Raw genomic sequence first — 22,976 nt, 5'->3', positions numbered from 1 at the left:
CGATTCGCGCACGTCATGACTCCGGTCAGAGCCATCATTGCGAAAGAATTACGATCGTATTTCGTATCCCCCGTGGTGTACGTCATCGGCGCCGTCTTCCTGCTGATTTTCGGAGTCTTGTCCTATCTGGCCGTGGTGAACGCCGGCAACCAAGCCATCCGCTTCATGCAGATCCAGGGGGCCACGGCTCAAATCAATCTCAATGAGTTGGTCTTTCGCCCGACCTTCTACAGCACCGCCATCGTGTTGCTGCTGACCTTGCCCATCCTGACCATGCGGTTGTTCGCCGAAGAACGCAAACTGCGCACCTTCGAACTCCTGATGACCGCGCCGATCGGCATCAACGAAATCGTGGTGGGCAAGTTCCTGAGCGTCTATGTGATCTTTCTAGGGATTCTCGGCCTGACCGGCTTAGCGCCCCTCACGCTCTCGGTCTTCAGCGACTTCGATTGGAACCCCGTCCTGACCGGCTATTTGGGCCTCGCCCTTATGGGCGCCCTGTTTCTCGCCACCGGAGTCTTCGCCTCAGCCCTGACCGAGAACCAGATCGTGGCCGCATTCCTCAGCTTCGGTTTGCTGATCCTCATCTGGCTTCTGGGCGCGTTGGGATCGATCCTCGGCGACACCGCGGCGGGCAACTTCATCTCGTATCTCTCCTTCATCGAGCATTACGATCATCTGGTACGGGGTCTCGTGGACACGAAAGATCTCGTGTATTACCTGAGCGGGATCGCGCTGATGCTCTTCCTCGCGCACCGTGTCGTGGAGTCGGCCCGATGGAAGTGACCCGGTCGACCTTTCCGATCGGCATCGCGGGAGCCGGACTGGCCGTCGCCGGGCTGGTCGCCTACAGCCTGGCGCCGGACAAGCTGTGGCTGGTCACGCTGTGCGAGGGGGTGGCGCTCGTCTGCCTGATCGTCTTCTTCGTGATCCATTTCGAGGCGCTCAAGGCCTTCTCCACCCGCCGCTCGACTCGACTGGGCGCCAACAGCGTGCTGATGGTCGCGCTCTTCATCGGCATCCTGAGCATCGTGAACTTCCTCGCGAGCCGCCATGCGCACCGCTGGGACCTCTCCGAGACCCAACACTTCACGCTCGCGCCCCAGACCTATCGGGTCCTGCGCAGCCTGAACCGCGAGGTCAAGATCACCGTGTTCGCCCAGGAGCGGAGCCAGGTGTTCAATACCTACCGCGACTTGCTCGACAGCTACCGCCAGGCTAGCGGCAAGTTGACGGTGCACTTCATCGACCCCGAACGGAGCCCGAACGTCGCGCGCGAGTACGGCATCACGCGGGCGGACACGGCCGTGTTGGAAAGCGGCTCGCAGTCCGTCCGGATCAATTCACCCTCCGAGGTCGAACTGACAAGCGCCCTGATCCGAGTCTCCAAAGACACCAAGAAACGCCTGCTCTTTCTGGAAGGGCATGGAGAGCACAGCCTGGAAGACCGCGAGCGCAACGGCTATGCGCTGGCGAAAGAAGCCTTGATCAAGCAGGGCTACGACGTCGGCACCTTGTCGTTGCTCCAGGAAAGCGCCGTGCCGGAAAACGCCGCCGCCCTGATCATCGCCGGTCCGCGTCGACCTGTGACGAAAGAGGAAAAGGAACGCATCGAGCGGTATATCCAGCGAGGCGGCCGCGTGATGTTTCTCATTGATCCGGATACGCGAGCCGATCTGGACGATTTGCTGGCCAAATGGGGGGTGGAACTGGGAAAGGGCGTCGTGGTGGATCTGCAAAATCGGCTGGCGCAGGGGGATCTGACCGCCCTGCTGGTCAGCATCTTCACCGAACACGAAATCACGCACGATCTGACTTCGGCCGTCCTGTTGCCCTTGTCGCGGCATGTCACGTTCCACGAAGACGCGGCGAAAGAGTGGGACTTCGTTCCCCTCGCCCGCACGTCGCCGCGCAGTTGGGCGGAAACGGACATGAAAGGGCGGGTCGTGAGCTTCAGCGAGAAAGAAGATGTCCAGGGCCCCGTGCACTTGGCGGCCGCGCTCACGCCGAAAAAGACGCCCGAAGAAGGCAAACCGCGTCCGGCCATCGTTGTGGTCGGCAACTCGTCGTTCGCCAGCAACGCGTTTCTGAATTTCCCCGGCAACACCGACTTCTTTCTGCACGCCGCCGGTTGGCTGGCCGAGGAACGCGAACTCATTTCGATCACGCCCAAGGAGCCGGCGCTGCGCCCGTTCATTCCCAATCCGATCCAGGAACGCATCCTGCTCTATGTCCAAGTGCTGGCCCTCCCCTTCGCCACCGTCCTGTGGGGCATGACGGTCTGGAGAAAACGGCGACGCCTCTGATCCTGCATGAAGAGTTACTACGTCACGCTGTTCATGGCGGTCGCGCTGGCTGGGCTGGGAGCCTACGTGTATTTTGTCGAGCTGCCGGCCCAACGGATGGAACAGGAGACCGAGGCCCAGGTCAGGAAACTACTCCCGTTCGACGAACGCGAGATCAGCGGCTTGACGGTCAAATCCGACGCCGGCGAGATCGTGCTCGAATCCAAGGGCGGTCGCGGGTGGACCATTGCTGCGCCGCTGAAGACCGAGGCGGACGAACGTGAAGTCCAGGCACTGATCCGCGCGCTGGTCACGGGCAAGGTGCAGCGCGTCGTGGAAGAAAAACCCACGGCGCTGGCGCCGTTCGGCCTCGACCATCCTTCGACGATCATCACCGTCTCGGCCGGCGCCAAGCAGGAAACGTACGCCATCGGCGACATCGGACCGTTGTCCTCCACGCTGTACGTGCTGCGCGGATCCGATCAGAAGGTGCTGCTGACCGACCTGGCGCCGAAGGATTTCCTCAACAAGACCCTGATGACCTTCCGACGGAAGGACATCTTCCGGTTCGACCAGAATCAGGTCGACCGCATCCGGCTGACCTACCCCACGACCGAGATTGTGCTGTATCAGGTGGACGAGAAGCCGAAAAAGAAATGGAAGATTCGGTACCCGATCGAGGCGGAGGCGGACCAAACGGAAGTGCGGACGCTTCTGTTCAGACTGGAGGACCTGAAGGCGCTCGGCATCATCGATCCCGGCCCCGAGCGGGACGCGATCGCCAGAAAGCTGAGGAGTCCGAACGTCAAAGTGACCATCCCCGCCGGCGACGCGGATCAGGTCGTCAAGCTCTACCAGCCGGACCCGGCCAGCGGGGAGGCCTTCGCCGAGACGAAGCCGGATGCGCCGCTGTATCGGATCAACCCGACCGCGATCCGGGATCTCACCAAGGACCTCTTCGCCCTGCAGGACAAGCGCCTGCTGGGCATGGAGTTCCCGGACATCGCGATGTTGTCGGTCAGGACGCGGGACGAGCACTACGTGCTCATCAACCAAAACAACGAATGGGTGCTGGAAGATCGGCCGACCGACAAACTGAACCAGGAAACGGCCGATCTCTTCGTCAGCCGTGTGGTGAATCTGCCTGCGGAAGAACGGGTGCTCAAGCAAGCCGGCCAACTTGCGTCGTATGGGCTGGTGGCACCGGCCGCCGAGTTCATCGCGACGAGCAAAGACGGCAAGGTCGGCGGAAAGCTCGCGTTGGGCAATCAAGTCGGCGGACTCGTGTACGCCATCGGGCAACGGCTGCCCGGAATCTACCAGGTCCGCGCCGACATCCTGACGCAAGTTCCATCGAGAAAAGATCTCCTGGCGAAGTCTGAACGCGCCGACGGAACGGCACGTTGATTCTTGCTTTGACCGTGCGCTTCCATTTATAGTCACGCATCCATCTCCCAAAGGAGGGCCATCGATATGAAAGCGATGCAAGCCATGAACATGATCTTCCTGGCATCATCCACCTTATTCTTGGCATCCTGCGCGACAGACGGCGGCGGCATGCCCGGGTCCGGCGGAGTCGGCGGGACCGTCAGCCGAGCCAGCGCTCCGGCCGTCACGGGTGACATGCTGCAGGCCTGCCTGAGTCGGATTCCCAAGGACGCCAGCCCGGGCCAGCGAATGGTCGCCGAGGAGAGCTGCAAGGCGGAAGCCATCAATCGCGGCGGGATCGCGACCACCACATCGGCGCGGGCGGCGTCCGGCACGCCGGGCGACACCCTCCAGGCCTGCCTCGATCGTATTCCCAAAGACGCCAGTCCAGGCCAGCGGATGATCGCCGAGGAGAGCTGCAAACGCGACGAGGCCAACCGTCAGGCCATCAATCTGGCCCGGTAACGCTCATCTCTTCGACCTGGGAACGGGCGGGCGGGGCCGCCTGCCCGTTGTCCTCGAGCTCTGATAGCCTTTCGCTCACTGGACTTCGTCCCGCCCTTTCAGTATCGTAACGACCACGCCCCCGTAGCTCAGTAGGATAGAGCAGCGGTTTCCTAAACCGCGGGTCGCACGTTCGATTCGTGTCGGGGGCACCAAACCAAGCTTGCTCGGACCGCCCGCTCTTCATCGGCTTATCGAATCGGTTGCGGGCGGATAAACGCCTCGCAGGTTTCTTGGCTCCGCTCGAAACCAAGCTTGCTCGACCGGGAGCCATGCGATTGTTCTTGGCGACCGGATAAACACCTCGACTCTCCTGGGCTGCGTTTCAATCCTTGCTCGGACCGCCCGCTCTGCTGCGGGCGGATAAACCCCTGGGCTCCCTGCTCGCCTGCGGACCCCAGCTCGCTCGACGGGAAGCTACATGACTGTTCCTGGCGACTCTAAGTAGGCGACACAAGCACCGTGATCGAGGTCTGATTTATGGTCAGCCGTGCCACCCGTCTTTCATCGGTTTGTCAGATCGGTTGGGGGCGGAAGAACTCCCCCTAGGGATCCCTGAGAGGCGAATTGCTGGATCTCAAGGCTGTGAGACCGGTTCTCTGCGTTATCCTCTTGGCTGCCACCTGTTCACCAGGGGGCGGAGACAGCTCGCGGCAGCAGGCGGGGCAACCGCAACAGCCACCGCCATCCTCTCCTCCAGCGCAAGTGGTGTCGCTCCTGCCCGCGTCGCTTGTGGTCCAGCAAGGAGCGACCGGCACGTTCACACTTACGATCAACGCCCTGCAACCTACTTCCACCGAAGTGCCGCTCATCAACGATCGGTCCACACTGGTCCGGGCCCCGACCTCGGTGATGGTGCCGGCCAATCAGACTCAGGCCCTGTTTAACGTGACCGGCCTCGCCGCCGGCACCTCTTTCCTGACGGCCTCACTCAACGCTTCGAGCGCCGGCGCGACTGTGGAAGTCCAGCCCCTGCCGCCGCCCCCTTCACCTCCCCCACCGCCGCAGGTCCTCTCGCTCGCGCCGAATCCACTGCCGCTGCAGCAGGGTGCGACCGGCCAGCTCATGCTGACGATCAGCGCGGTCCAACCAAGGGACACCGTCGTGCCGCTGATGAACGACCAGCCGACGCTCGTACAGACTCCCATTTCGGCAACCGTGCTCGCGGGTCAGACGCAGGCCACCGTCCTCGTGACCGCATTCTCATCAGGCAACGCCGTTCTGACTGCTCCACTTAATGGAAATGTCAGCGCGACTGTGCAGGTGGCCACGCTGCCGTCGCCGATATCCGGTCCGCTTCGCATCCTTAACTCCAACCCCCGCTACTTTACTGACGGAACCGGCAAGGCGATCTACCTGACCGGCTCCCATACGTGGGGGAATCTGCAGGACAACGGGACAATCGACCCTCCGCCCGCCTTCAATTACACCGCCTACCTGGATTGGTTGCGGCAGCATAACCACAATTTCATCCGTCTCGGGGCGTGGGAACAGGCGAACTTCACAAATGAAATTGCCGGCGACTCCTTCGTTCAGCCCAACATCTATCGGCGCGTCGGCCCCGATCCGGCGCTGGACGGCAAACATCAAGTTCGATGTGGAACAGTTCGACCAAGCTTATTTTGATCGATTGCGCCTGCGGGTGATCGAGGCGGGCACCCGTGGTATCTATGTGGCCATCGTTTTGTTCAACGGTTGGAGCGTCGATCATCCGAAGGGAAGTTTTGCTTTGGATAATCCGTGGAACGGACATCCCTACAATCCGGCCAACAATGTGAATGGGATCAACGGCGACCCGAATGGCGATCAAAGCGGATCGGAAATCCATTCCTTGAGCATTCCCGCAATCACGGCCCTGCAGGAGGAATATGTCAAAAAGGTCGTTGATACCGTCAATGATCTCGATAACGTGCTGTACGAGATCAGCAACGAAAGCCACGAGAACTCACAGGATTGGCAGTACGCAATGATCAACCACCTCAAGAGCTACGAAGCCACCAACAAGCCGAAGCAACATCCGGTCGGCATGACCGCCGAGTGGCCGAATGGCGCTGACTCCGATCTTTTCAACAGTCCTGCTGACTGGATCTCGCCGAACAATTCTACTAACGACTATCTGGACAATCCTCCGGCGGCAATCGCAAACAAGGTCATCCTGAGCGACACCGATCATCTCTGCGGGGTCTGCGGCGATCGCGCCTGGGTCTGGAAGAGCTTCACGAGAGGCATCAATCCGATTTTCATGGATGTCTACGACGGCGCGGCGATCGGGTTCGGCGCCAACGGGTTCACTCCTAATGACCCGGTGTTCGTCGATATCCGCAAACAGATGGGGTACGCGCTCACGTACGCCAACAGAACGAACCTGGCCGCCATGAGCCCGCAGCCGTCGTTATGCGAGACTGGCCATTGCCTTGCCCGTAACGGAACGTCCGGCGCGGAGTTCCTGGTCTATCAGCCGGGTAGCGGCGCCTTTACGGTCGACCTCACCGCCGTGGCCGGCTCGCTCATCGTCGAGTGGTTTGACCCCAGATTGGGACAGGCGCAATCCGGAAGCCCGGTCGCGGGCGGGCTCGTGCGCCTCTTCACTCCGCCGTTCGACGGGGACGCGGTGCTCTACCTTCACCAATAGGAGACGCCCGCTTCCTTCACACATTCCGATCCTCACAAGGCCCCGACACAGAATCCCTTGATTCCTTGCCAGGTTTCCCCCTCTACGTTAGCCCAACTTCCGCAGTTCGGTCACCTCGGAATCTTGTTTCGCCCTCTGCATTCGCGCGACCCCGCGACACACCAATGACCACCTACGTGAAACTGCGATGTAGTGGCGACCTACCCCATTGACGCGGACGGGACCCGTGGCGCATAAGGGCGCGCGATGTATCTGCGTCACACGACACGCCGCAAAAATGGCAAGGTCCATACGTACTGGCAACTGGTCCGCTCGGTGCGGATCGGCCGCCGAGTCGTCCAGCAGACGGTGGCGCAGTTGGGCGAATTGGACGCCCAGGGTCGGGCCCGCGCGAAGGCGCTGGCTCAGACACTCGTCGGGCGTGTGGCGCAACCGGACATGTTCATGCCTGAGACGGCCGCGGATCCGGTCGTCCCGGTCCGGCTGGATCAGGTGCGGCTGGAGCGCAGCTGCCGCTTCGGCGATGTGCGGCTGGGCTGGATGCTGTGGCGCGCCTTGCGGTTGGACGCCGCGTTGGCGACGCTGCTGCCGGCGGGCCGCGAGGCGGTGCCGTGGGCGACCATGGCCGCCATCTTGGTCCTGGCGCGACTGTGTGAACCGGCGAGTGAGTTGCACATTGCCGAGACCTGGTACCGGCAGACCGCGCTGGAGGACCTGTTTGGGGTCCCCGCTGACCTGGTCAACGAGGATCGCTTGTATCGCGCGCTGGATCGGCTGCTCCCCCACAAGCGCGCGCTGGAGCCCCACCTGGTGTCCCGACTCCGGGAACTGTTCGCGCTGGACTATGGCCTGCGGCTCTATGACGTGACGAGCACCTACTTCGAAGGGCAGGCGGCCAGCAACGCCCTCGCGCAGCGGGGCTATAGTCGGGATCATCGACCGGACTGCAAGCACGTGTGCATCGCCTTGGCAGTCACGCGGGAGGGGCTCCCCCTGGGCTATAAGGTGTTCGCCGGCAACCGGACCGACGTGACCACGGTCGAAGAGATCGTGGGGACGATGGAAGCCCGCTATGAGCTTGCGCAGCGGATCTGGGTGATGGATCGGTGCATGACCAGTGAAGAGAATCTTGCATGGCTGCGGGCCAGCGGGCGCCGCTATCTGCTTGGCACGCCGAAGAGCGAGGTGCGGAAGTGGGCGCAGACCCTGACGGAAGCCCGCGACTGGACCACCGTGCGGGAAGGAGTGGAGGCGAAGACGTGCGTCGGGCCCGAGGGCGCCGAGACGTTCCTGCTGGTCGGGTCCGTCGAGCGGCGGGAGAAGGAGCGGGCCATGCACACACGCGTTGGGCAGCGGATCGAGGCCGGGGTCACGCGGCTGGCCCGCCGGCTCAGCCGCGCGCGCCGGCCGGTGGAGCGGGGGCGCATCGAGCGGCAGATTGGCCGGCTCCTGGCGCAGAATCCCCGCGCCGCCGGACGGTACGTGATCGAGGTGGTGGAAGCCCCGGCCACCGCGGCGGGCATCCGGGTGACCTGGACGGCGCGGCCCAAGTGAGACGACCGGGCTCGCTGGAGCGAGGGCTGCGACGTGCTGCGCACCAACATTCAGGACTGAAGCCCGGAAGAACTCTGGCACACCTACGTCCAACTTACCGACGCGGAGGCCGCCTTCCGCATTCAGAAGAGCGACTTGGCCCTGCGCCCCATCCGGCATCAACGGGCGGATCGGGCCCAGGCCATGCTCTTAGATCGCCTGGGAGTAGATATCCCCCAACGACTCCGCCTGAGTTCGACGCTCGCCGGCGCTCACCCATTGTAGTGGCGACTTTTTGTGCAACCCGTTGAAATCCCTCACTCTGGCCTCGCGAACTGCGTAAGTTGGGCTAACACCTTCTCAAAAGAGCGGAGGAACAGATCCGCCGTCAGGCCGTCGGGCAACGGCCGGATGTGCGGCGTTGCGTCGTTCGGGGAAGGCTCGGCCGCGGCACCGACCAGCAACCCGAAACCCCACGGCGCGAAGCCGCTTGCAAGCAACGCCAGCACAACCAGACCGCCGGTTCGTCTTGCGCCCAGCATCCGAAAAGACTCCGAACCGCATCTTGGTGACACAGCCGTCACCGACTCGACAGCCGCTTCTCAATACCGCGGCACCGATGGATCCACCTGACTCGACCAGGCGTCGATGCCGCCGATCAGGTTTTTCGCTGTCTTGAAGCCCTGCTGGAGCAGGAAGTCCACGGCATCGGTGCTCCGCATGCCGTGATGGCAATAGACGACGATCTCCGCGTAGCGGTCCAGCTTCTCCAACGAGTGTGGAAGCGTTCCCAACGGAATCAGCTCCGCCCCCTCGATCCTCGCGAGGCAATATTCCCAGGGTTCCCGGACATCGAGCAGAAAAATGTTCTCTCCTCTCTCTAGTCGTTCTTTCAACTCGTGCGCGGTGATCGCATATGGCATCCATGCACTCCTTTCCAACGGCTCTTGCGAGCCACATGCTTTGGCGGTCTGCGACCTCGGCCGCGACGCTTGCGACGGAAGTTGCCCATGGTAATCGCCTGCTGCTTTTTCTATGACTTCAGAAATGCGCGCCCCTTTCAGCCGATCGTCAAGGGGTGACGGCTGTATGTCCGCTCCCCTTCATGTCCTCCTGGACAAGTGGCCCTTTCGCCTACGGCTGGAGGAGAATCTTCACCTCGCCGCTTTCGACCTTCACCGGGTATGTTTTTACCGACGCCGAAGGAGTGGTGAGCGAGATCCCGGTTTTCACATTGTATTCCCACCCGTGCCATGGACAGGTGACGACCTCCCCTTCGAGCTCCCCCTCGCCGAGCGGGCCTCCCCGATGGGCGCAGGTGTTGTCAGTCGCGTAAAAGGTTCCGTCGACATTGAAGATCGCGAGCGAGCGGCCATCAATCTCGACAACTTGACCCGTGCCGGGGGGAACGTCATCTGTTCCGATGACCCGGATGTATTCGGCCATCGACTGCTCCTTTTTCTTTTTTCTGTTGAGCTGCGCAAATGAGCCAATTTCAGGGCCAGGTTGATGGCGCCTCGGGACGCCTCCATAACCGTGTCGCGTCGAACGCGGGCGCTACGGTACCCGGTTCATCGATCACCCGCGGACCCCGCTCCAGGCTTTGTCGGCGTGGATCTCTTTATCGGGATTGAGCCGTCTGGCCTTTTCCAAAAGCGCCTCCTTGGATTCCGGATACGCGGGGTCGGGAATGCAGCAGTTATCCACGGGGCAGACCGCCGCGCACTGAGGTTCGTCGAAGTGCCCTACGCATTCGGTACAACGCTCGTGGGTGATGACGTAAATGCTGTCGCCGACTCCCTGGCCTTCGCCCACGTGATACCCTTTGGCTTCCGCGTCACTGCGCGTTTCAAAAATCGCTTCATTCGGGCATTCCGGCAGACACGCCCCGCACGAGATGCATTCGTCGGTGATGAGCAATGCCATGGCGCGCTATCTCCTCATGAATTGTGGATAGTGAATACGCTCGCTTGTGTCGGACGCTTACATATCGACATCGCCAAGATCCGTACCAAGAGTGTTTTCCCGATCAATGAATCCGGCCGGCACCCCGGAGAGCATGATCCGGTCCGGGTCCTCCCCAAGCTCACGATAGGGGTCGAAGCCCCTGGGCTTGCAGCGATCAGACGCGACCAGTTGAACCTTCATGGGAACGCGCGCACGACCGGTAATCGGCTCGGACGGGGCGTTCCGATGCTTCAGAATGACCGGGTCCAGCACTTCCCCGCAGATCAGACAGCGCCAGGCGACGAACCCGTATTGACCTGTCTCGTCTTGCAGATCCAGAAAGTCATCCCGCACCATGAGACCTTGACATCGTGGACAATTCATCGGTGCTCCTTCTGTCCGTATGGTTGATAGAAGCCGATAGGTTGAGAAAGACTACCTCATGCCGAGCTCACGCTTTCGTGCGATGGTCGGCCGGTGACAGCCCTTCATCCATCACAGCGGGCGCGGTTTTTCGTTTGAAGTCGGCCAGTGCCGCTTTGATCGCGTCTTCGGCCAGCACCGAACAGTGGATCTTGACCGGGGCAGGTTCAATTCCTGCACGATGTCGGTGTTTTTAATCTTGGCCGCCTCGTCGAGCGTTTTGCCCTTCAACCATTCGGTAGCCAAGCTGGAACTGGCGATTGCGGACCCGCAGCCGAAGGTCTTGAATTTCGCGTCGATGATCGTGTCGTTCTTGACCTTGATCTGGAGTTTCATCACATCGCCGCGCTCGGGCGCGCCGACGATGCCGGTCCCGACCGCAAGGTCATCCTTGGCAAAGGAGCCCATGTTGCGGGGATTATTGAAAAATGATCGACCACCTTTTCGCTGTAGGCCATGCCGGTTTCCTCCTTTCCGCTCGCCGGACTGTCACCTATCCAACCCGACGGTTCTCACTTCTCAGCCAATGGGTCACGCCGCCTGCTTTTGCCGGAATCTCCACTCTCTCCGCCCGATGGACACTCCTCAACTGCAGCCACCACCGAGAGAGCGAAAAAGCAGACCTATTCCGACCACGACGACTCCATACAGAACCAGCCACAGCATATCCATGAGCCCCTCTCTCATATCGCCCGAGCGGTCACACGTCTTGGCCGAAGTGCTCGCCGAAAAAGAGCAAAGAGCGCACCCAGGGATTCAACTAACGAAGTGGCTTACAAATCGAAGGCTTACGGCGAGTGAGGAAAGGAAGGCAGAAATTGGAGTCTCAAATTGATGCTGCTCAGTATCAATTTGAGCTTAATGGTGTCACTTCGACCTTTTCTTGGTTGTCAGGCCGAATTCTTTGATCCTCCGAAGCAATGTCGATCGGCTGATACCGAGAATACGGCAGGTCTCCAGATAGTTCCAGCCTGTCTTGGCCAATGTCTCCTGGATGGCTTGGCGCTCCAGAGCAAGAAGCTTCGGCTCCGCGGTCGCCTGCGGCTCGGGCCCGTTTGCGGCGTGCGGACTCTTGCCGGACGTCACGTACTCCGGCAGGTGCTCCAGGCGGATGGTGTGCCCGGGGCAGCGGATATAGGCATGCTCTAGAATGTTTTCAAGCTCCCGCACATTTCCAGGGTACGCATAGGCCTCCAGCAAATGCAGAGCCGGCCCGTCGATGTCCCGGACGCTCTTCTCCATGGTCCGGTTCAGGCGCGAAAGGCAGTACTCGATCAGCGGCAGGATATCATCCCGCCGCTCCCGCAGCGGAGGAATCTTCAGGGGGAAGACCCGAAGTCGATAGTAGAGATCGTCGCGGAATCGTCCTTCCTTGACCAGCGCATCCAGGTCCTTGTTAGTCGCCGCGATGACCCGCACATCGACCTTGACCGTCTTGTTGCCGCCGACCCGCTGAAACTCTTCCTCCTGCAGCACACGCAGCAGCTTGGCCTATGTCATCGGGCTCATTTCGGCGATCTCGTCGAGAAAGATCGTCCCTCCATGGGCCATCTCGAACCGTCCGGCCCGATCCGACACCGCGCCCGTAAAAGCGCCTTTGACATGACCGAACAGCTCGCTCTCCAGAATCCCTTCAGCGAGCGCCGCGCAGTTCACGGCGACGAAAGGCTTGTCGCGTCTTCGACTCAACCGGTGAATTTCCCGGGCGATCAACTCCTTGCCCGTCCCGCTCTCGCCTTCCAACAGCACGGTGGCTTTTGAAGCCGCGACTTGCGGAAGGAGATTGACGATCGACTGCAAGGCCTTGCTCTTGACGACAAGACGCCCCTGCGCGCCTTGAGCGGATTCCTGCTCAAGCTTGTCCTCCAACTCCTTAATCTGGGTGATGTCCCGATACACTTCCACGACCCCGATCAGGTTTCCTTCATCATCCCAGAGCAGGTCCGTATTTAACTTGACCGGAATCCGCCGGCCGTCTTTGTTCTGGATGATCGTGTCGTAGTTGGTGACCTTCTCCCGATTGCGGATGGCCCGCTCAAGAATACAGTCGTGCGTGGAACAGATCGGGCTTTGTACCAACAGATGGCACCTGAACGGCATCTCCAGCAGATCACCCTCGTCATAACCGAGCAGTTCGCGCATCGCGCGATTCATATACCGGACTCGCATATCGAGCCCGATCGTCACCACTCCGTCGCCGATGCAGTCGAGGATGACGGCCTCTTCGCAGCGCTTCTTTCGAGCGACTTCGGTCACGCGTTTGCCCACCCGACGGTTCGTCAGTGAGCACCATTCTAATCTCCCGCATCAATAGATCGTCAAGGCTCAAGATTCCGAACGGGCTCTCGGTCGCCGACCGCTTTCGCTGTGCGGCTTCCGATGAGACTCACTTCATCTCGCAGAGCAAGTCTGTCTTGTCTGCCGGGAATCCCTCGTTTCCTTGCCTGCCTCTCGACCCTACGCTAGACTCACCGCTACGAGGACACCGAGATGGCACGAGCGAAGTCCAGCGGCCGGTCGAAGACCGCCCTCGCAATCGAGGAGATCAATCAGGGCATCGACATGCTCCGCAAGCAGGTCGCCAAGGTCGAAGACCTGAAGAGCGAAGGATTCCCCTATCGCGACGCGTTCCGCGCGCGGGCGGAGCTGCAAATTCGCGAAAGCATCCGCCGCATCTTCGGCGACAAGTCCCCCGAGTTCCAAGCGCACCAGCACTACAAACTCCGTACGAACACGCCGACGGAGATCACCGAGACGCTTTCCATGCTGAACGGGCTGATCTCCAAACTGGAGAGCAAGAAGCTTGACTTGCTGGGATTGAGCCCTGGGGAGCCGACCGCGAGCCCGCCGCAAGCCGGGACGCCGCAAAGCGCTCCCCATCTGACGCTGGTCCCGCCCGCGCAGGTTACCGTCGCGCCGTTGGTGCCGCCGGTTGCCCCTCCACCGGTCACGATGTCGATTTCACTGGCAACGAACGTCGCCGCCGCCCCCCCCGCGTCCGCGACTTCGACTCCGACCGCTCCATCTGCTCAGCCGACGGCTCCCCCGCAACCGGCCGTGGCTGCGGCTCCCCCGAACTCGCCGCCGGTTCAATCCGCTTCCGTCGCATTCGCGCCGAGTTCGGCTATGCCGCCGCCACCTCCTACAACACAGACGGCAGCGCCTTCCCCATCGGTCAGTCCGGCTCAGTCCGCCCCCTCCCCGGCTCAGAGGACCGAGACTCCGCCTTATGCGTCTCCGCGACCCGACCAGGCGACTCCGCCGGTCTCTTCGCCGCCGGCACCGATCCCCGCCTCTCCGTCGCCTGTCCAACCGGCGGCTCCCAAGCCCCATCCCGCGCGGATGCATGCCACGCCGGCTGCTCCACCGGTTTTGGAGTCGCCACCCCCGGCTGCCGCCGTGCCACCGACCCCCGTCAGCACCATGCCTCCGCCGGCTGATGCAACCGAAGCCGCTCCCCCGTCGAACGCACCTTCCGGGATCCCGCAGCCGGGCGGACCAGAACCGGCTCCCGCAGCCGGTCACAGACCTCGCCCCCGGGTGACCTCCAAACCCGCGCCCGCGCCCATGGTCGAACATCTCACCCGACAGGCCGGTCAGCCCACACGGAGCGCCGCGCGAACGGACGCACCCACGCCGACACCCTCAGGTGCCGCCGGCGAGCCGGATCCGCTGGATCTCGTCCGGAAGATCTGCACGCGCTTTCACATGGTCGTCCGGCAACTTCGGCTCCGCCGCGAATACCGCGCGACCCTGGACGTGGAAGACGAATACGACGTGCAGGACCTGTTCTACGCCTTGTTGCGTCTGGAATTCGACGAGGTCAGCTCGGAAGAATGGATGCCTGCCTATACGGATTGTGCCAGCCGGACGACGTTTTTTTTGCACCGGGAGGGCATCGCGATCGTCGTCAAAAAAACGCGGCCGGGCGTCGGCGCGCGGGAAATCGCCGAGCAGTTGCAGGCGGACGCCGAACGCTACGCGGCCCGCGAAACCTGCAGGACGCTCTTTTGCTTCGTGTACGATCCGGAGGGACGGATCGGCAATCCGCGCGGGCTGGAAATGGATCTCACCAGCGTCAGCGACCGCTACACGGTCGAACTGCTGGTCGCTCCCAAGTAGACATGCGCTTCCGGGACGGAAACGCTCGCGACCGGAGCCCCGACGCGCTCGCGGCGCCTCATCGGCGATATTGACTTCCTCACGGCGTATCCGCTACGTTTCCTGCCGTTCTTTGCCACGCGTCGTGCGTTCCTTGCAGCAGAGCGGCAACCAACGGAGTGTGAACGATGCCCGACCGCGCCTACGTGTTGATCAACGTGTTGCCCGGCCAAACCAGCGACGTGGTCCGGGCCTTGTCGGAAATCAAAGAGATCAAGACGATCGATCCCTGCTGGGGCAAGCCCGATATTTTTGCGATCGTGGAGGTCCCGGACCAGGACGCGCTGACGCAACTCGTCCTCACAAAAATTCACGCCATCGAAGGCGTGGCGCAGACGGATACGCATCTGGTGTACCGGCTCGGGAAATAACGCACAGGATCCGGCCGACCATGCGCCGCTTACGAACCACCCCGCTCCTCGTGATCGCCGCGGGCCTGTTGTGCGCGTGCGCCGGAACACAGCCACGGCACGAGGCAGACGCGATCGACGCGACCCTGCCGATCCCGGCCGACCAGGTGAGGGAAGCCGTGATCGACGTGCTGGCGGCGGACGGCTATGACGTGAGAGAAGAAGACGCGGGCCGCCTGATGACCGGCTACCGGCGCGAGACCCGGAGCCCCTGGGACTGGATGCTGCGCTGGCGCTTCGGCGTGGGCAGAAGTCGGGTGGTGGCCACCGTCACCCCGACATCGGAGGCAACCACGCACCTGACGATTCATGTGTCCTATGAAGGAAAGGACGGCATGTTCACGGCGTGGGAGGCGTCCCCCACCCCATTGCCGCAAAGCGCCGCGAACCAACTGCGCGTGATCAAGAACGCCCTGCGCGTGTTGTAGCCGAATTCCGCTAGCCGTTTTCCGGTTCTTCTCCCAGGTCGATTCCAAACCGTTCCGCCATCCGATAGAGCGTCCGCCGGTCGATTCCAAGAATCTTCGCCGCGCGGACTTTGTTGCCCTTCGTCTCTTTCAGCACTCGAATCAAGTGCCGTTTCTCGACTTCGTCCAGGGTCAACAGCGCCTCTTCCGGGCGCGCGTCTTTGGAAGCCGGCTTCTCTTCCTGAACGGAGCCGGCGTGGCGGATGGCTTCAGGCAGATCGTCCGGCATGACGAACGGGCCGTGGCTGAGCGACACGGCCCGTTCGATGGCATTTTCCAGTTCCCGCACGTTCCCCGGCCAGCGATAGCGCTGCAACAGCGCCATCGTCTCCGGCAGAAATCCCTTGACCGGATGCGAGGCGCCGCCCGTGTACTTGCGCAGAAAGTGATAGGCCAACAGCGGGATATCTTCGCGCCGCTCGGCCAGCGAAGGCAGCACGATGCGAACGACGTTCAGGCGGTAGTAGAGATCGTCCCGGAACTTGCCTTCCCTGACCAAGCTCGCCAGATCGCGGTTGGTCGCGGCGATGATACGGACATCGACTTTGACCGAACTGGTGCCGCCGACCCGGCGGACCTCCTGATCCTGCATCACCCGCAGGAGCTTGACCTGCAGGGCCGCGCCCAGATCGCCGATTTCATCCAGAAACAGCGTCCCGCCGTTCGCGGTCTCGAACAAGCCCGTCTTGGCGGCGGTCGCGCCGGTGAATGCGCCTTTCTCGTGGCCGAACATCTCGGACTCCAACAACGCATCGGGCAACGCGGCGCAGTTCACCGGCACGAAGGGTTTGTCGCGTCGCGGGCTGTTCGTATGGATCGCTTTGGCGATCAGCTCCTTGCCCGTCCCGCTTTCGCCTTCCAGCAGGACCGTGCTGCGCCCTTCGGACACCCGCGCGACCAGCTTGTACACTTCCAGCATCGCCGGGCTGCTGCCGACCATCTGCGACCACTCTTCCCGGTCCCGCAGCTCGGCGCGATAGCGGGCGTTTTCGCGGACGAGCCGACAATGTTCGAGACTGCGTTGGACCACCAGCTTGATTTCTTCTTTCTTGAACGGCTTGGCCAAATAGTCGTACGCGCCCTGCTTCATCGCTTCGATCGCGCCTTCGAGCGATCCGAACGCGGTCAGCAACACGATCGGCGTGTCCGGGCTGAATTTCTTGAACTCCCGCAGCACGGTCAGACCGTCCACCGCGCCCATGCGGATGTCGGTCAACACGAGATCGACAGGCGCCTTTCGTCCCCGCTCGATCGCCTCCGCGCCGCCGGCGAAGGCTTCGACCTCATAGCCCTCCTTCTTGAGGGCTTCGGCCAGCAGATCGCGCGCCACCGCGTCGTCGTCGATCACCAGAATTTTCGCCGCTGATTGCATAAGCTAGACGACTTCCACCGGGCGTTCCTGCAGCCCCGGCAGCGCGATCACCACCGTCGTCCCCTTCCCTTCTTCGCTGTCGATCGTGAGACAGCCCCCGTGGGCGGCCACTGCCTCGCGGCTGAGAAATAGCCCCAAGCCCGTTCCTCTGCCGAGGGCCTTGGTGGTGAAGAACGGCTCGAACGCCCGCTGGAGATGCTCTTTGGGCATCCCGCAACCGGTATCGCTCACCGTGACCGTGACCATTCTCTCCACCGGCGGACGTCCGGCCCGCGCGCCCGCGTCCGCCTCGTCGGTTGAGGCCGGCCGGATTCCCACCGTCACCCGAACTTCGCCGCCCGACGGGGTTGCAGTCAACGCGTTGGTGAGCAGGTTGACCAGCACTTGCTGCAGTTTGTCCGCATCAGCCCATACTTGCGGCGGATCCGGCCCCAGTTCGACCCTCAAGGCCACACCTTTCGCATGAAACGCCGGTTCCATCAGCGCGGCGACCGGTCGGACCAAACGTTCGACCGGCAGCCAGGCCGGTTCAGGTTTCCGTTGCCGCGTCGACGAAAGGAGATCCTGAATGATCTGGACGACGCGGTTGATTTGCTCGTCGATGATCTCGATCCGCTTCTTCATCTCCGGCGTGACACCAGGCTCTTCTGCGAGGGCCTGCACGTGCCAGGCGATGGAATGCAGGGGAGTTCCGACCTCGTGCGCGACGGAGGCGACGAGCTGGCCGACCGCCGCCAAGCGTTCCGAGCGGTTCAGCTTGTCCTTGATGTCGACCAACTGCGCGTTGGCTCGAAGAAGATTCTCCGTCTGGAGGGCCAACGCGGCCCGCGCCGCTTCTTCCCTGGCCTTGCGTTCCTCCCCGGTCATGCTGACATAGGCGACGATCCCCAAGACGCACACCACGACCGTCCGGTTGATGACCGCCGAGACGAACCGGCCCGGCTTGGCGGGTCGCAACAGGCCGATGTACGTCGCGATGATGCAGAGCGCGACCGTCAGATACATCAGTTTCCGGTTTCTGACCGTCGCCACCAGCAAGATCGGAAGCACAAACCCGTAAGCCCCGACGACGTTCGCGGGGATGAAGGTCTCCATCACCACGATACCGAGAAACAGCGCCGCCGCGATGCTCAGCACCAGACGGTTCTTCTGCTTGCTGCCCGCCATCGCTTCCTCGCTTCACACCGCGCCCGGCCGCCCGGGCGCCGATCCCCCACGGGCCGCCCTCAGCGCCGCCGCCAGGTCGTAAAATCGGCTGTCCCGGCGCAGTTCTTCCAGATCGAGCGAAAGCTTGCGCGACCAATTCGGATACGCTTCGACGGTGCCCGGCAGATTGGCCTGGGCCTTTTCTCCGATCCCGTCCTCCAGAGAAGCCAACACCAGCCACGACGACGTCCGCCCGAGGTACGCATGAATCGCCCGACATAACGCCGGCGTCATGGCCGGGGCGGTGGCCGGGTCGGTCGTGATCCCGTCCGGCAGGAGACCTTCCGCCTGCAAGGCCGTCAAGATTCCGGCTTTATCCCGCTGCCGCTCCTCCCACGCCTCCCGCTTCGCGCGCTCGTCGGCGTAGAAGCCCAGCGAAGCCCGCACGGCCAGATCTTCCCCGGCCCAGAACCCGGCCAATGTCGGGAGATCGTGGGTCGAAACCACCGCGATGGACTGTTCCGGGTAGTCGGCCGGCCGCTTCCATGCTCCGTCCCTCGTCCGCTCAAAATAGAAGACGCGATAGGACAGCACCTTCGCCCGCGCCAGCCGTTCCCGGATCCAATCGGGCACCGTGCCCAAATCCTCCCCGATCATCACCGTTTTGGCCCTGACGCTTTCGAGCGCCACGATGGCCAATAACTCCTCGGCCGGGTAATGCACGTAGGCGCCGGCCGAAGCGGGCAGGCCGCGCGGAATCCAGAACAGGCGGAACAGCGCCATCACGTGGTCGAGACGGATGGCGCCTCCGTGCCGGAGATTCTTGCGGAGCAACTCGATGAACATGCGGTACCCGGTAGCCCGCAGGGCCACCGGGTTCACGGGCGCGAGGCCCCAATTCTGCCCCTCCGGCGCGAACGGATCGGGGGGCGCGCCGCAATCGGCCGCTAACGCCAGCACGTCCTGAAACGCCCACCCGTCCGCGCCGGACCGATCGCTGCCTAAGGCCAGATCGTGATACAGGCCGATCGGCATGCCCAGGCGTTCGGCCTGCTCCACTACGTCCTGCAACTGCCGTTCGGCCACCCACTGAACATATTGATGAAACCGGACCCGCGTTCGACGCCGCCGGGCAAACTCGCCGACCTGGGCGGAGGCCGGATGCCGATAGCCCTCCGGCCACTCCTGCCATATCCACACGGGTGGATCCAGACGGCTCATCTCCTCATCGAGCGCCTGATACACGGCGAACCGCTCCAGCGCCTCGCCTTGTTCCCGCACATACCGCGTGAAGGCCCGGCCTCGTTCCGTTGTCGGTTCCATGCGCTCGCCGACCTCGGAAAAGTTGTCCCGGAGAAACTGCGCAAAGAGTCGTTCGAGCACCGATCGCTTGACGGCGGCGACGGCGTCGTAGTCCACCAGATCTTGCTTTCTCAGGTCTTCCAGCGTCGAGCGAAACCGGGCGTCACGCATCAGGTTCAGGGCCTCCGCCGACGTGCCGAACTCCGGAATGCGTTCGAGGTCGAGATACAGCTCGTTCAGATAAAGCCGGCTGTTCGGAGAATAGGGGCTGATGTGAAACGGCCGGGTATTTTTCAACGCATGAAGCGGATTGAGACCGATGGCGCCGGCTTCCAGGTTCTTGGCCGCCCATTCGACGACCCCGAAGAGATCGCCGAAGTCTCCGATCCCCCAGTTTCTCGACGATCGGAGCGCGTAGAGCTGCACCGACACCCCCCAGATGCGCCGCGCCTCCTCGAAGACGGGGGGCATATAACAATGGCGAGGGGCGAGGATGAGCAGAAACGACCCTTCCAAGCCGGATTCGATCCCTTGCGCCCGCGCGGTCACGTCGTAGTAGCCCATCGGCAGATCGCGCGGAAGCGGCATTTCGACCCGGATATACCGCCGATCGTCCAGGTAATGCACCTCTCGCGGCGCCAGACCCGGCCCCGATTCCCGCTCATGACGGACACGGCCGGTTTCATCTCGGATCTGCCAAATAATGCGGAGGGTCCGCTGCTCGCGTTCCTCGACCGCCAGACGAAACGACCACCGCGCCGAGTCGTCGCCTTCGTACGCGATCACAACCGGATCGCAGGACCGTCGCCAGGGCGACTCATTCCATCTTTGTAGTTCCTCCATCAGATCGTGGGTTGATTGAACGCGGAATCCCATCGCGGCGAGAACGGCACGCTTGGTGTCTTCCGGTGTCACGTGCCGCATCCCGTTGATATCGTAATACTCCGAGGCGATCCCGGCGCGTTCCGCCAGGCGATCCAGCAGTTCCCGATCCGAGGAAGGTGACATAGCGGTGAGTCTGAGTGAAGACCCGGTTCAAGTCAAGGCGGGCTGTTCCCGGGGAAACTCTTCAGGTACAATCCGGCACATGATCGAAAGCCTATTCGTGCTCGGCGGGCTCACGGCGGTGGGTCTCTTCGAGCTCGCGGCTGTCTGGCTGACGCCCCACTTGCTGGTCGAACTCGGCCTCGGGACGTTGGGCGTCGGCTTTGTCATGGGTCTGCCGGCGGGCCTGTGGTATCACGTCCTGCTATACCGCGGCCTGGCAGCCCGGTCGGCGCCGCCCCCTCGCTGGTGGATCTCGCCGGTGGAGCACCATGCCCGACTGGACCGGGCCGACCTGGCCCGCATCACACCGTGGTTCGTCACCGGCGCAATCGGGTTTTCCCTTTCCTGTGGAGGAGGGCTTGCGGCCATCGCCGGCCTCCTGTTGATCTGAAAGGCGGCGCTTGGGAATCTCGTGATCGGCGATCGCGACCGTGTTCGGTTTGGAACCAGCTCCTGGGCCTATGAAGGCTGGCGGGGCCTGGTGTACACGCGGTCCTATCCTAAGAACCGTTTTGCCAAGGATTGTCTGGCCGAATACGCGGCCTATGAATACAACGGCGCGCCGTTATTCAGGACCGTCGGCCTGGATCACACGTTCTACCGCCCGCCGACAATCAGCCAACTCGCCTTCTACGCCGCCCAAGTTCCGACGGACTTCCACTTCTGCTCGAAGGTATGGGAGGACATCACCGTCCCGGCCTTCGCCGATCTGCCGCGATACGGGCGGCGCGCCGGCAAGCCGAACCTCCGTTTTCTCGACGCCGCCCTGTGCGACGACCTCGTGCTTCGGCCCTCGTGCGAGGGACTCGGGGACCACGCCGGTCCCTTCATCTTCGAGTTCCAGCGATTCGGCCCGGATTCCAACGATTTTCTCGCCGCGCTCGACCGGTTCTTCGCGAAGCTGCCGGCCGGCCCGTGTTACGCGGTGGAAGTCCGCAACTCGGCGCACCTCGGCCCTGGCTACCGCGATCTCCTGAAGGCTCACGGGGTCGCCCATGTATACAACCACTGGACCGCCATGCCGCCCCTGCTCGAACAGCATCGGCGGCTCAGCCGCAGGTTTACAGCCGGGTTTACGGTGCTCCGGCTCCTGACCCCGCTGGGCTTGGCCTACGCCAAGGCGGTCGAGCGGTACGCGCCTTACACCGGTATCGTCAAAGTCCAACCGCAGATGCGCCGGGACACCCTGGCCCTCATTCGCCAGGCCCTTGCGGACGGCGTCATCCCCTATGTCCTGGCCAACAACCGGGCGGAAGGGAACGCACCCCTGACTATTCGAGCCTTGGCCGACGCTCTCAGGAAGGACATGGGAACGTCGATTGCCGACCCGTGAAATCGCGTGGTAGCATGACATCAATCCATTGTGAAAGGAGGGAGGCGGCGATGAGGTGTCCGAGACAGACGTTCGGCGTCCGTCCGTTGGCCTTGCTCCTGACGGGCGGCATGTTCTTTTCGTTCGCGCAGCAGGCTTGGTCCCAATCCGATCGAACCGACATCGTGGGCGATTATCGCTACACCTACCACGACCCTGAAACGCCGACGGAGGCGAAAGCAACCGCCTGCCGGGAAGCGCTTCGGCTCGCGATCAGCACCTGGCCTTCATTCCGGGAACAAACGGCGGCGGTCGTGGACTCGCCTTTGCTCAAGGAGATCGTCCAGACGATCGCATCGGGCTACGTCCATGACGTGCAGGTGATCGAACAGGCGGAAAAAGGCCGGACGGTATATTGCAAGGTGCGCGGCACCGTGCAGCCGGACGAGATCCGGAGCGTGGTCCAGGCCCAGCTCAGTGGTACCGGAAACACGCAGACGGCCGTCGATCAGAATCGCGCCTTGCGCGTGCTCAGCGTGCGCGAAGACAAGGACGGCACGATCTCCGTGGTCTTTAAAGCGTTGAAGCGGCTGGACTGGCTCAACACCGCCTACGACGGCGGTCTTCGGGAACACGCCGACCTTATGGTCGACTTCTACGACGAGCAGGGAACGTTGATCAGGAGCGACCGCTACCCGGCCCGGAAAACGGATTCCGGCGACGACGTCATGAACCCGGGCGAGATCGGGGTGCGTAAGATTGGAAAGCCGCTCAACGCGAAGTCTTATCGCGTCTGGGTGGTCAAGTAACGGCCGGCGCCCCGAAGCGGTCGCTTCAGGGGCTGCCGGCCTTATGCTTGCCGAGCCGCTTTACTTCTCGACGCCGAGGGGCGGGATGTTGATCCCGATCCGCTCGAGCCCCATGATGACCGTCAAGTTCGCGGGCGGATGCGAGACGATTTCCTTCTGCACCTCGATCCGCCGCAAGTCCACAAATTCCGGCGCCGT

At 62.6% G+C, this 22,976-nt stretch carries 22 protein-coding genes, 1 tRNA gene and 2 pseudogenes; 14 read left to right on the top strand and 11 right to left on the bottom strand.

Going from position 1 to position 22,976, the window contains the following annotated elements:
* Positions 1–15: 15 nt before the first annotated feature.
* The 8 genes from AB1555_18980 (at position 16) to AB1555_18945 (ending at position 8,403) form a co-directional block, all read left to right on the top strand.
* A complete protein-coding gene (locus tag AB1555_18980) occupies positions 16–786 on the top strand; it encodes an ABC transporter permease (protein MEW6248773.1) in 771 nt (256 codons plus the stop codon).
* Entirely contained in the window at positions 777–2,306 is a 1,530-nt protein-coding gene (locus tag AB1555_18975; protein MEW6248772.1) for a DUF4350 domain-containing protein, read from the top strand. The genes AB1555_18980 and AB1555_18975 overlap by 10 nt, the downstream gene beginning before the upstream one ends.
* Before the next feature lie 6 nt (positions 2,307–2,312).
* A complete protein-coding gene (locus AB1555_18970; GenBank protein ID MEW6248771.1) occupies positions 2,313–3,692 on the top strand; it encodes a DUF4340 domain-containing protein in 1,380 nt (459 codons plus the stop codon).
* A 66-nt stretch (positions 3,693–3,758) separates the two neighbouring features.
* Positions 3,759–4,178 carry a hypothetical protein gene (locus tag AB1555_18965; GenBank protein MEW6248770.1) on the top strand — a complete coding sequence of 140 codons (420 nt, stop codon included), beginning with the start codon at positions 3,759–3,761 and terminating at the stop codon, positions 4,176–4,178.
* 117 nt (positions 4,179–4,295) lie between these two features.
* A tRNA-Arg gene (locus AB1555_18960) sits at positions 4,296–4,372 on the top strand.
* A gap of 577 nt (positions 4,373–4,949) precedes the next feature.
* The gene (locus AB1555_18955; GenBank protein MEW6248769.1) at positions 4,950–5,843 is read left to right on the top strand and encodes a hypothetical protein; all 894 of its coding nucleotides are present in this window, start codon (positions 4,950–4,952) and stop codon (positions 5,841–5,843) included.
* A gap of 16 nt (positions 5,844–5,859) precedes the next feature.
* Entirely contained in the window at positions 5,860–6,849 is a 990-nt protein-coding gene (locus tag AB1555_18950) for a putative collagen-binding domain-containing protein (GenBank protein ID MEW6248768.1), read from the top strand.
* A gap of 246 nt (positions 6,850–7,095) precedes the next feature.
* Positions 7,096–8,403 (top strand): IS1634 family transposase, encoded by a 1,308-nt coding sequence (locus tag AB1555_18945; GenBank protein ID MEW6248767.1) that lies wholly within the window; start codon positions 7,096–7,098, stop codon positions 8,401–8,403.
* A gap of 296 nt (positions 8,404–8,699) precedes the next feature.
* Here AB1555_18945 and AB1555_18940 read toward each other — a convergent pair whose 3' ends face one another.
* The 8 genes and pseudogenes from AB1555_18940 to AB1555_18905 all read right to left on the bottom strand — a co-directional run bounded on the left by AB1555_18940 (position 8,700) and on the right by AB1555_18905 (position 13,008).
* Entirely contained in the window at positions 8,700–8,924 is a 225-nt protein-coding gene (locus AB1555_18940; protein MEW6248766.1) for a hypothetical protein, read from the bottom strand.
* A gap of 60 nt (positions 8,925–8,984) precedes the next feature.
* A complete protein-coding gene (locus AB1555_18935) occupies positions 8,985–9,305 on the bottom strand; it encodes a rhodanese-like domain-containing protein (protein MEW6248765.1) in 321 nt (106 codons plus the stop codon).
* Positions 9,306–9,516: 211 nt separating this feature from the next.
* Positions 9,517–9,828, bottom strand: a complete 312-nt coding sequence (locus tag AB1555_18930) for a Rieske (2Fe-2S) protein (GenBank protein MEW6248764.1) — start codon at positions 9,826–9,828, stop codon at positions 9,517–9,519.
* A 132-nt stretch (positions 9,829–9,960) separates the two neighbouring features.
* Positions 9,961–10,308: a 4Fe-4S dicluster domain-containing protein gene (locus tag AB1555_18925; protein MEW6248763.1), complete on the bottom strand. Its 348-nt coding sequence runs from the start codon at positions 10,306–10,308 to the stop codon at positions 9,961–9,963.
* Between the two features lie 57 nt (positions 10,309–10,365).
* Positions 10,366–10,713 carry a hypothetical protein gene (locus tag AB1555_18920; protein ID MEW6248762.1) on the bottom strand — a complete coding sequence of 116 codons (348 nt, stop codon included), beginning with the start codon at positions 10,711–10,713 and terminating at the stop codon, positions 10,366–10,368.
* 67 nt (positions 10,714–10,780) lie between these two features.
* Positions 10,781–11,210, bottom strand: a pseudogene (gene iscU / locus AB1555_18915) (Fe-S cluster assembly scaffold IscU).
* A 409-nt stretch (positions 11,211–11,619) separates the two neighbouring features.
* Positions 11,620–11,994, bottom strand: a complete 375-nt coding sequence (locus tag AB1555_18910; GenBank protein ID MEW6248761.1) for a helix-turn-helix domain-containing protein — start codon at positions 11,992–11,994, stop codon at positions 11,620–11,622.
* 90 nt (positions 11,995–12,084) lie between these two features.
* Positions 12,085–13,008: pseudogene (locus tag AB1555_18905) on the bottom strand (sigma 54-interacting transcriptional regulator).
* A gap of 234 nt (positions 13,009–13,242) precedes the next feature.
* On the opposite strand from AB1555_18905, the gene AB1555_18900 reads away from it, so the two are divergent.
* The 3 genes from AB1555_18900 to AB1555_18890 all read left to right on the top strand — a co-directional run bounded on the left by AB1555_18900 (position 13,243) and on the right by AB1555_18890 (position 15,751).
* Positions 13,243–14,874, top strand: a complete 1,632-nt coding sequence (locus tag AB1555_18900) for a hypothetical protein (protein ID MEW6248760.1) — start codon at positions 13,243–13,245, stop codon at positions 14,872–14,874.
* Positions 14,875–15,041: 167 nt separating this feature from the next.
* The gene (locus AB1555_18895) at positions 15,042–15,284 is read left to right on the top strand and encodes an Lrp/AsnC ligand binding domain-containing protein (GenBank protein ID MEW6248759.1); all 243 of its coding nucleotides are present in this window, start codon (positions 15,042–15,044) and stop codon (positions 15,282–15,284) included.
* 20 nt (positions 15,285–15,304) lie between these two features.
* On the top strand, positions 15,305–15,751 hold the full coding sequence (locus AB1555_18890) for a hypothetical protein (protein MEW6248758.1): 447 nt from the start codon (positions 15,305–15,307) through the stop codon (positions 15,749–15,751).
* A gap of 10 nt (positions 15,752–15,761) precedes the next feature.
* Here the strand turns inward: AB1555_18890 and AB1555_18885 are convergent, their stop codons facing one another.
* The 3 genes from AB1555_18885 to malQ are packed head-to-tail and all read right to left on the bottom strand — an operon-like array spanning position 15,762 to position 20,618.
* Positions 15,762–17,162, bottom strand: coding sequence for a sigma-54 dependent transcriptional regulator (locus tag AB1555_18885; protein MEW6248757.1), 1,401 nt, complete (start codon positions 17,160–17,162; stop codon positions 15,762–15,764).
* Between the two features lie 3 nt (positions 17,163–17,165).
* Positions 17,166–18,329: an ATP-binding protein gene (locus tag AB1555_18880; GenBank protein MEW6248756.1), complete on the bottom strand. Its 1,164-nt coding sequence runs from the start codon at positions 18,327–18,329 to the stop codon at positions 17,166–17,168.
* A gap of 12 nt (positions 18,330–18,341) precedes the next feature.
* Positions 18,342–20,618, bottom strand: a complete 2,277-nt coding sequence (malQ, locus tag AB1555_18875) for a 4-alpha-glucanotransferase (protein ID MEW6248755.1) — start codon at positions 20,616–20,618, stop codon at positions 18,342–18,344.
* 79 nt (positions 20,619–20,697) lie between these two features.
* On the opposite strand from malQ, the gene AB1555_18870 reads away from it, so the two are divergent.
* From AB1555_18870 to AB1555_18860, 3 genes are read left to right on the top strand one after another with little or no spacing between them, the layout of a single operon-like run.
* Complete coding sequence (locus AB1555_18870) at positions 20,698–21,048, top strand: hypothetical protein (GenBank protein ID MEW6248754.1); 351 nt, start codon at positions 20,698–20,700, stop codon at positions 21,046–21,048.
* Between the two features lie 21 nt (positions 21,049–21,069).
* Positions 21,070–21,990 (top strand): DUF72 domain-containing protein, encoded by a 921-nt coding sequence (locus AB1555_18865; GenBank protein MEW6248753.1) that lies wholly within the window; start codon positions 21,070–21,072, stop codon positions 21,988–21,990.
* A gap of 50 nt (positions 21,991–22,040) precedes the next feature.
* Positions 22,041–22,778 (top strand): hypothetical protein, encoded by a 738-nt coding sequence (locus AB1555_18860; GenBank protein MEW6248752.1) that lies wholly within the window; start codon positions 22,041–22,043, stop codon positions 22,776–22,778.
* Positions 22,779–22,976: the final 198 nt, after the last annotated feature.

Source organism: Nitrospirota bacterium, from assembly GCA_040755395.1.
Taxonomy (GTDB): Bacteria; Nitrospirota; Nitrospiria; order Nitrospirales; family Nitrospiraceae; genus DATLZU01.
Note: the sequence above shows the minus strand (reverse complement) of the source record. Positions and strands in the feature narration are given on the sequence as shown.

Coding starts and splice junctions, on each gene's coding strand:
- AB1555_18980 (MEW6248773.1), top strand. CDS start 16: ATGACTCCGGTCAGAGCCATCATTGCGAAAGAATTACGATCGTATTTC.
- AB1555_18975 (MEW6248772.1), top strand. CDS start 777: ATGGAAGTGACCCGGTCGACCTTTCCGATCGGCATCGCGGGAGCCGGA.
- AB1555_18970 (MEW6248771.1), top strand. CDS start 2,313: ATGAAGAGTTACTACGTCACGCTGTTCATGGCGGTCGCGCTGGCTGGG.
- AB1555_18965 (MEW6248770.1), top strand. CDS start 3,759: ATGAAAGCGATGCAAGCCATGAACATGATCTTCCTGGCATCATCCACC.
- AB1555_18945 (MEW6248767.1), top strand. CDS start 7,096: ATGTATCTGCGTCACACGACACGCCGCAAAAATGGCAAGGTCCATACG.
- AB1555_18940 (MEW6248766.1), bottom strand. CDS start 8,924: ATGCTGGGCGCAAGACGAACCGGCGGTCTGGTTGTGCTGGCGTTGCTT.
- AB1555_18935 (MEW6248765.1), bottom strand. CDS start 9,305: ATGCCATATGCGATCACCGCGCACGAGTTGAAAGAACGACTAGAGAGA.
- AB1555_18930 (MEW6248764.1), bottom strand. CDS start 9,828: ATGGCCGAATACATCCGGGTCATCGGAACAGATGACGTTCCCCCCGGC.
- AB1555_18925 (MEW6248763.1), bottom strand. CDS start 10,308: ATGGCATTGCTCATCACCGACGAATGCATCTCGTGCGGGGCGTGTCTG.
- AB1555_18920 (MEW6248762.1), bottom strand. CDS start 10,713: ATGAATTGTCCACGATGTCAAGGTCTCATGGTGCGGGATGACTTTCTG.
- AB1555_18910 (MEW6248761.1), bottom strand. CDS start 11,994: ATGGAGAAGAGCGTCCGGGACATCGACGGGCCGGCTCTGCATTTGCTG.
- AB1555_18900 (MEW6248760.1), top strand. CDS start 13,243: ATGGCACGAGCGAAGTCCAGCGGCCGGTCGAAGACCGCCCTCGCAATC.
- AB1555_18895 (MEW6248759.1), top strand. CDS start 15,042: ATGCCCGACCGCGCCTACGTGTTGATCAACGTGTTGCCCGGCCAAACC.
- AB1555_18890 (MEW6248758.1), top strand. CDS start 15,305: ATGCGCCGCTTACGAACCACCCCGCTCCTCGTGATCGCCGCGGGCCTG.
- AB1555_18885 (MEW6248757.1), bottom strand. CDS start 17,162: ATGCAATCAGCGGCGAAAATTCTGGTGATCGACGACGACGCGGTGGCG.
- AB1555_18880 (MEW6248756.1), bottom strand. CDS start 18,329: ATGGCGGGCAGCAAGCAGAAGAACCGTCTGGTGCTGAGCATCGCGGCG.
- malQ (MEW6248755.1), bottom strand. CDS start 20,618: ATGTCACCTTCCTCGGATCGGGAACTGCTGGATCGCCTGGCGGAACGC.
- AB1555_18870 (MEW6248754.1), top strand. CDS start 20,698: ATGATCGAAAGCCTATTCGTGCTCGGCGGGCTCACGGCGGTGGGTCTC.
- AB1555_18860 (MEW6248752.1), top strand. CDS start 22,041: ATGAGGTGTCCGAGACAGACGTTCGGCGTCCGTCCGTTGGCCTTGCTC.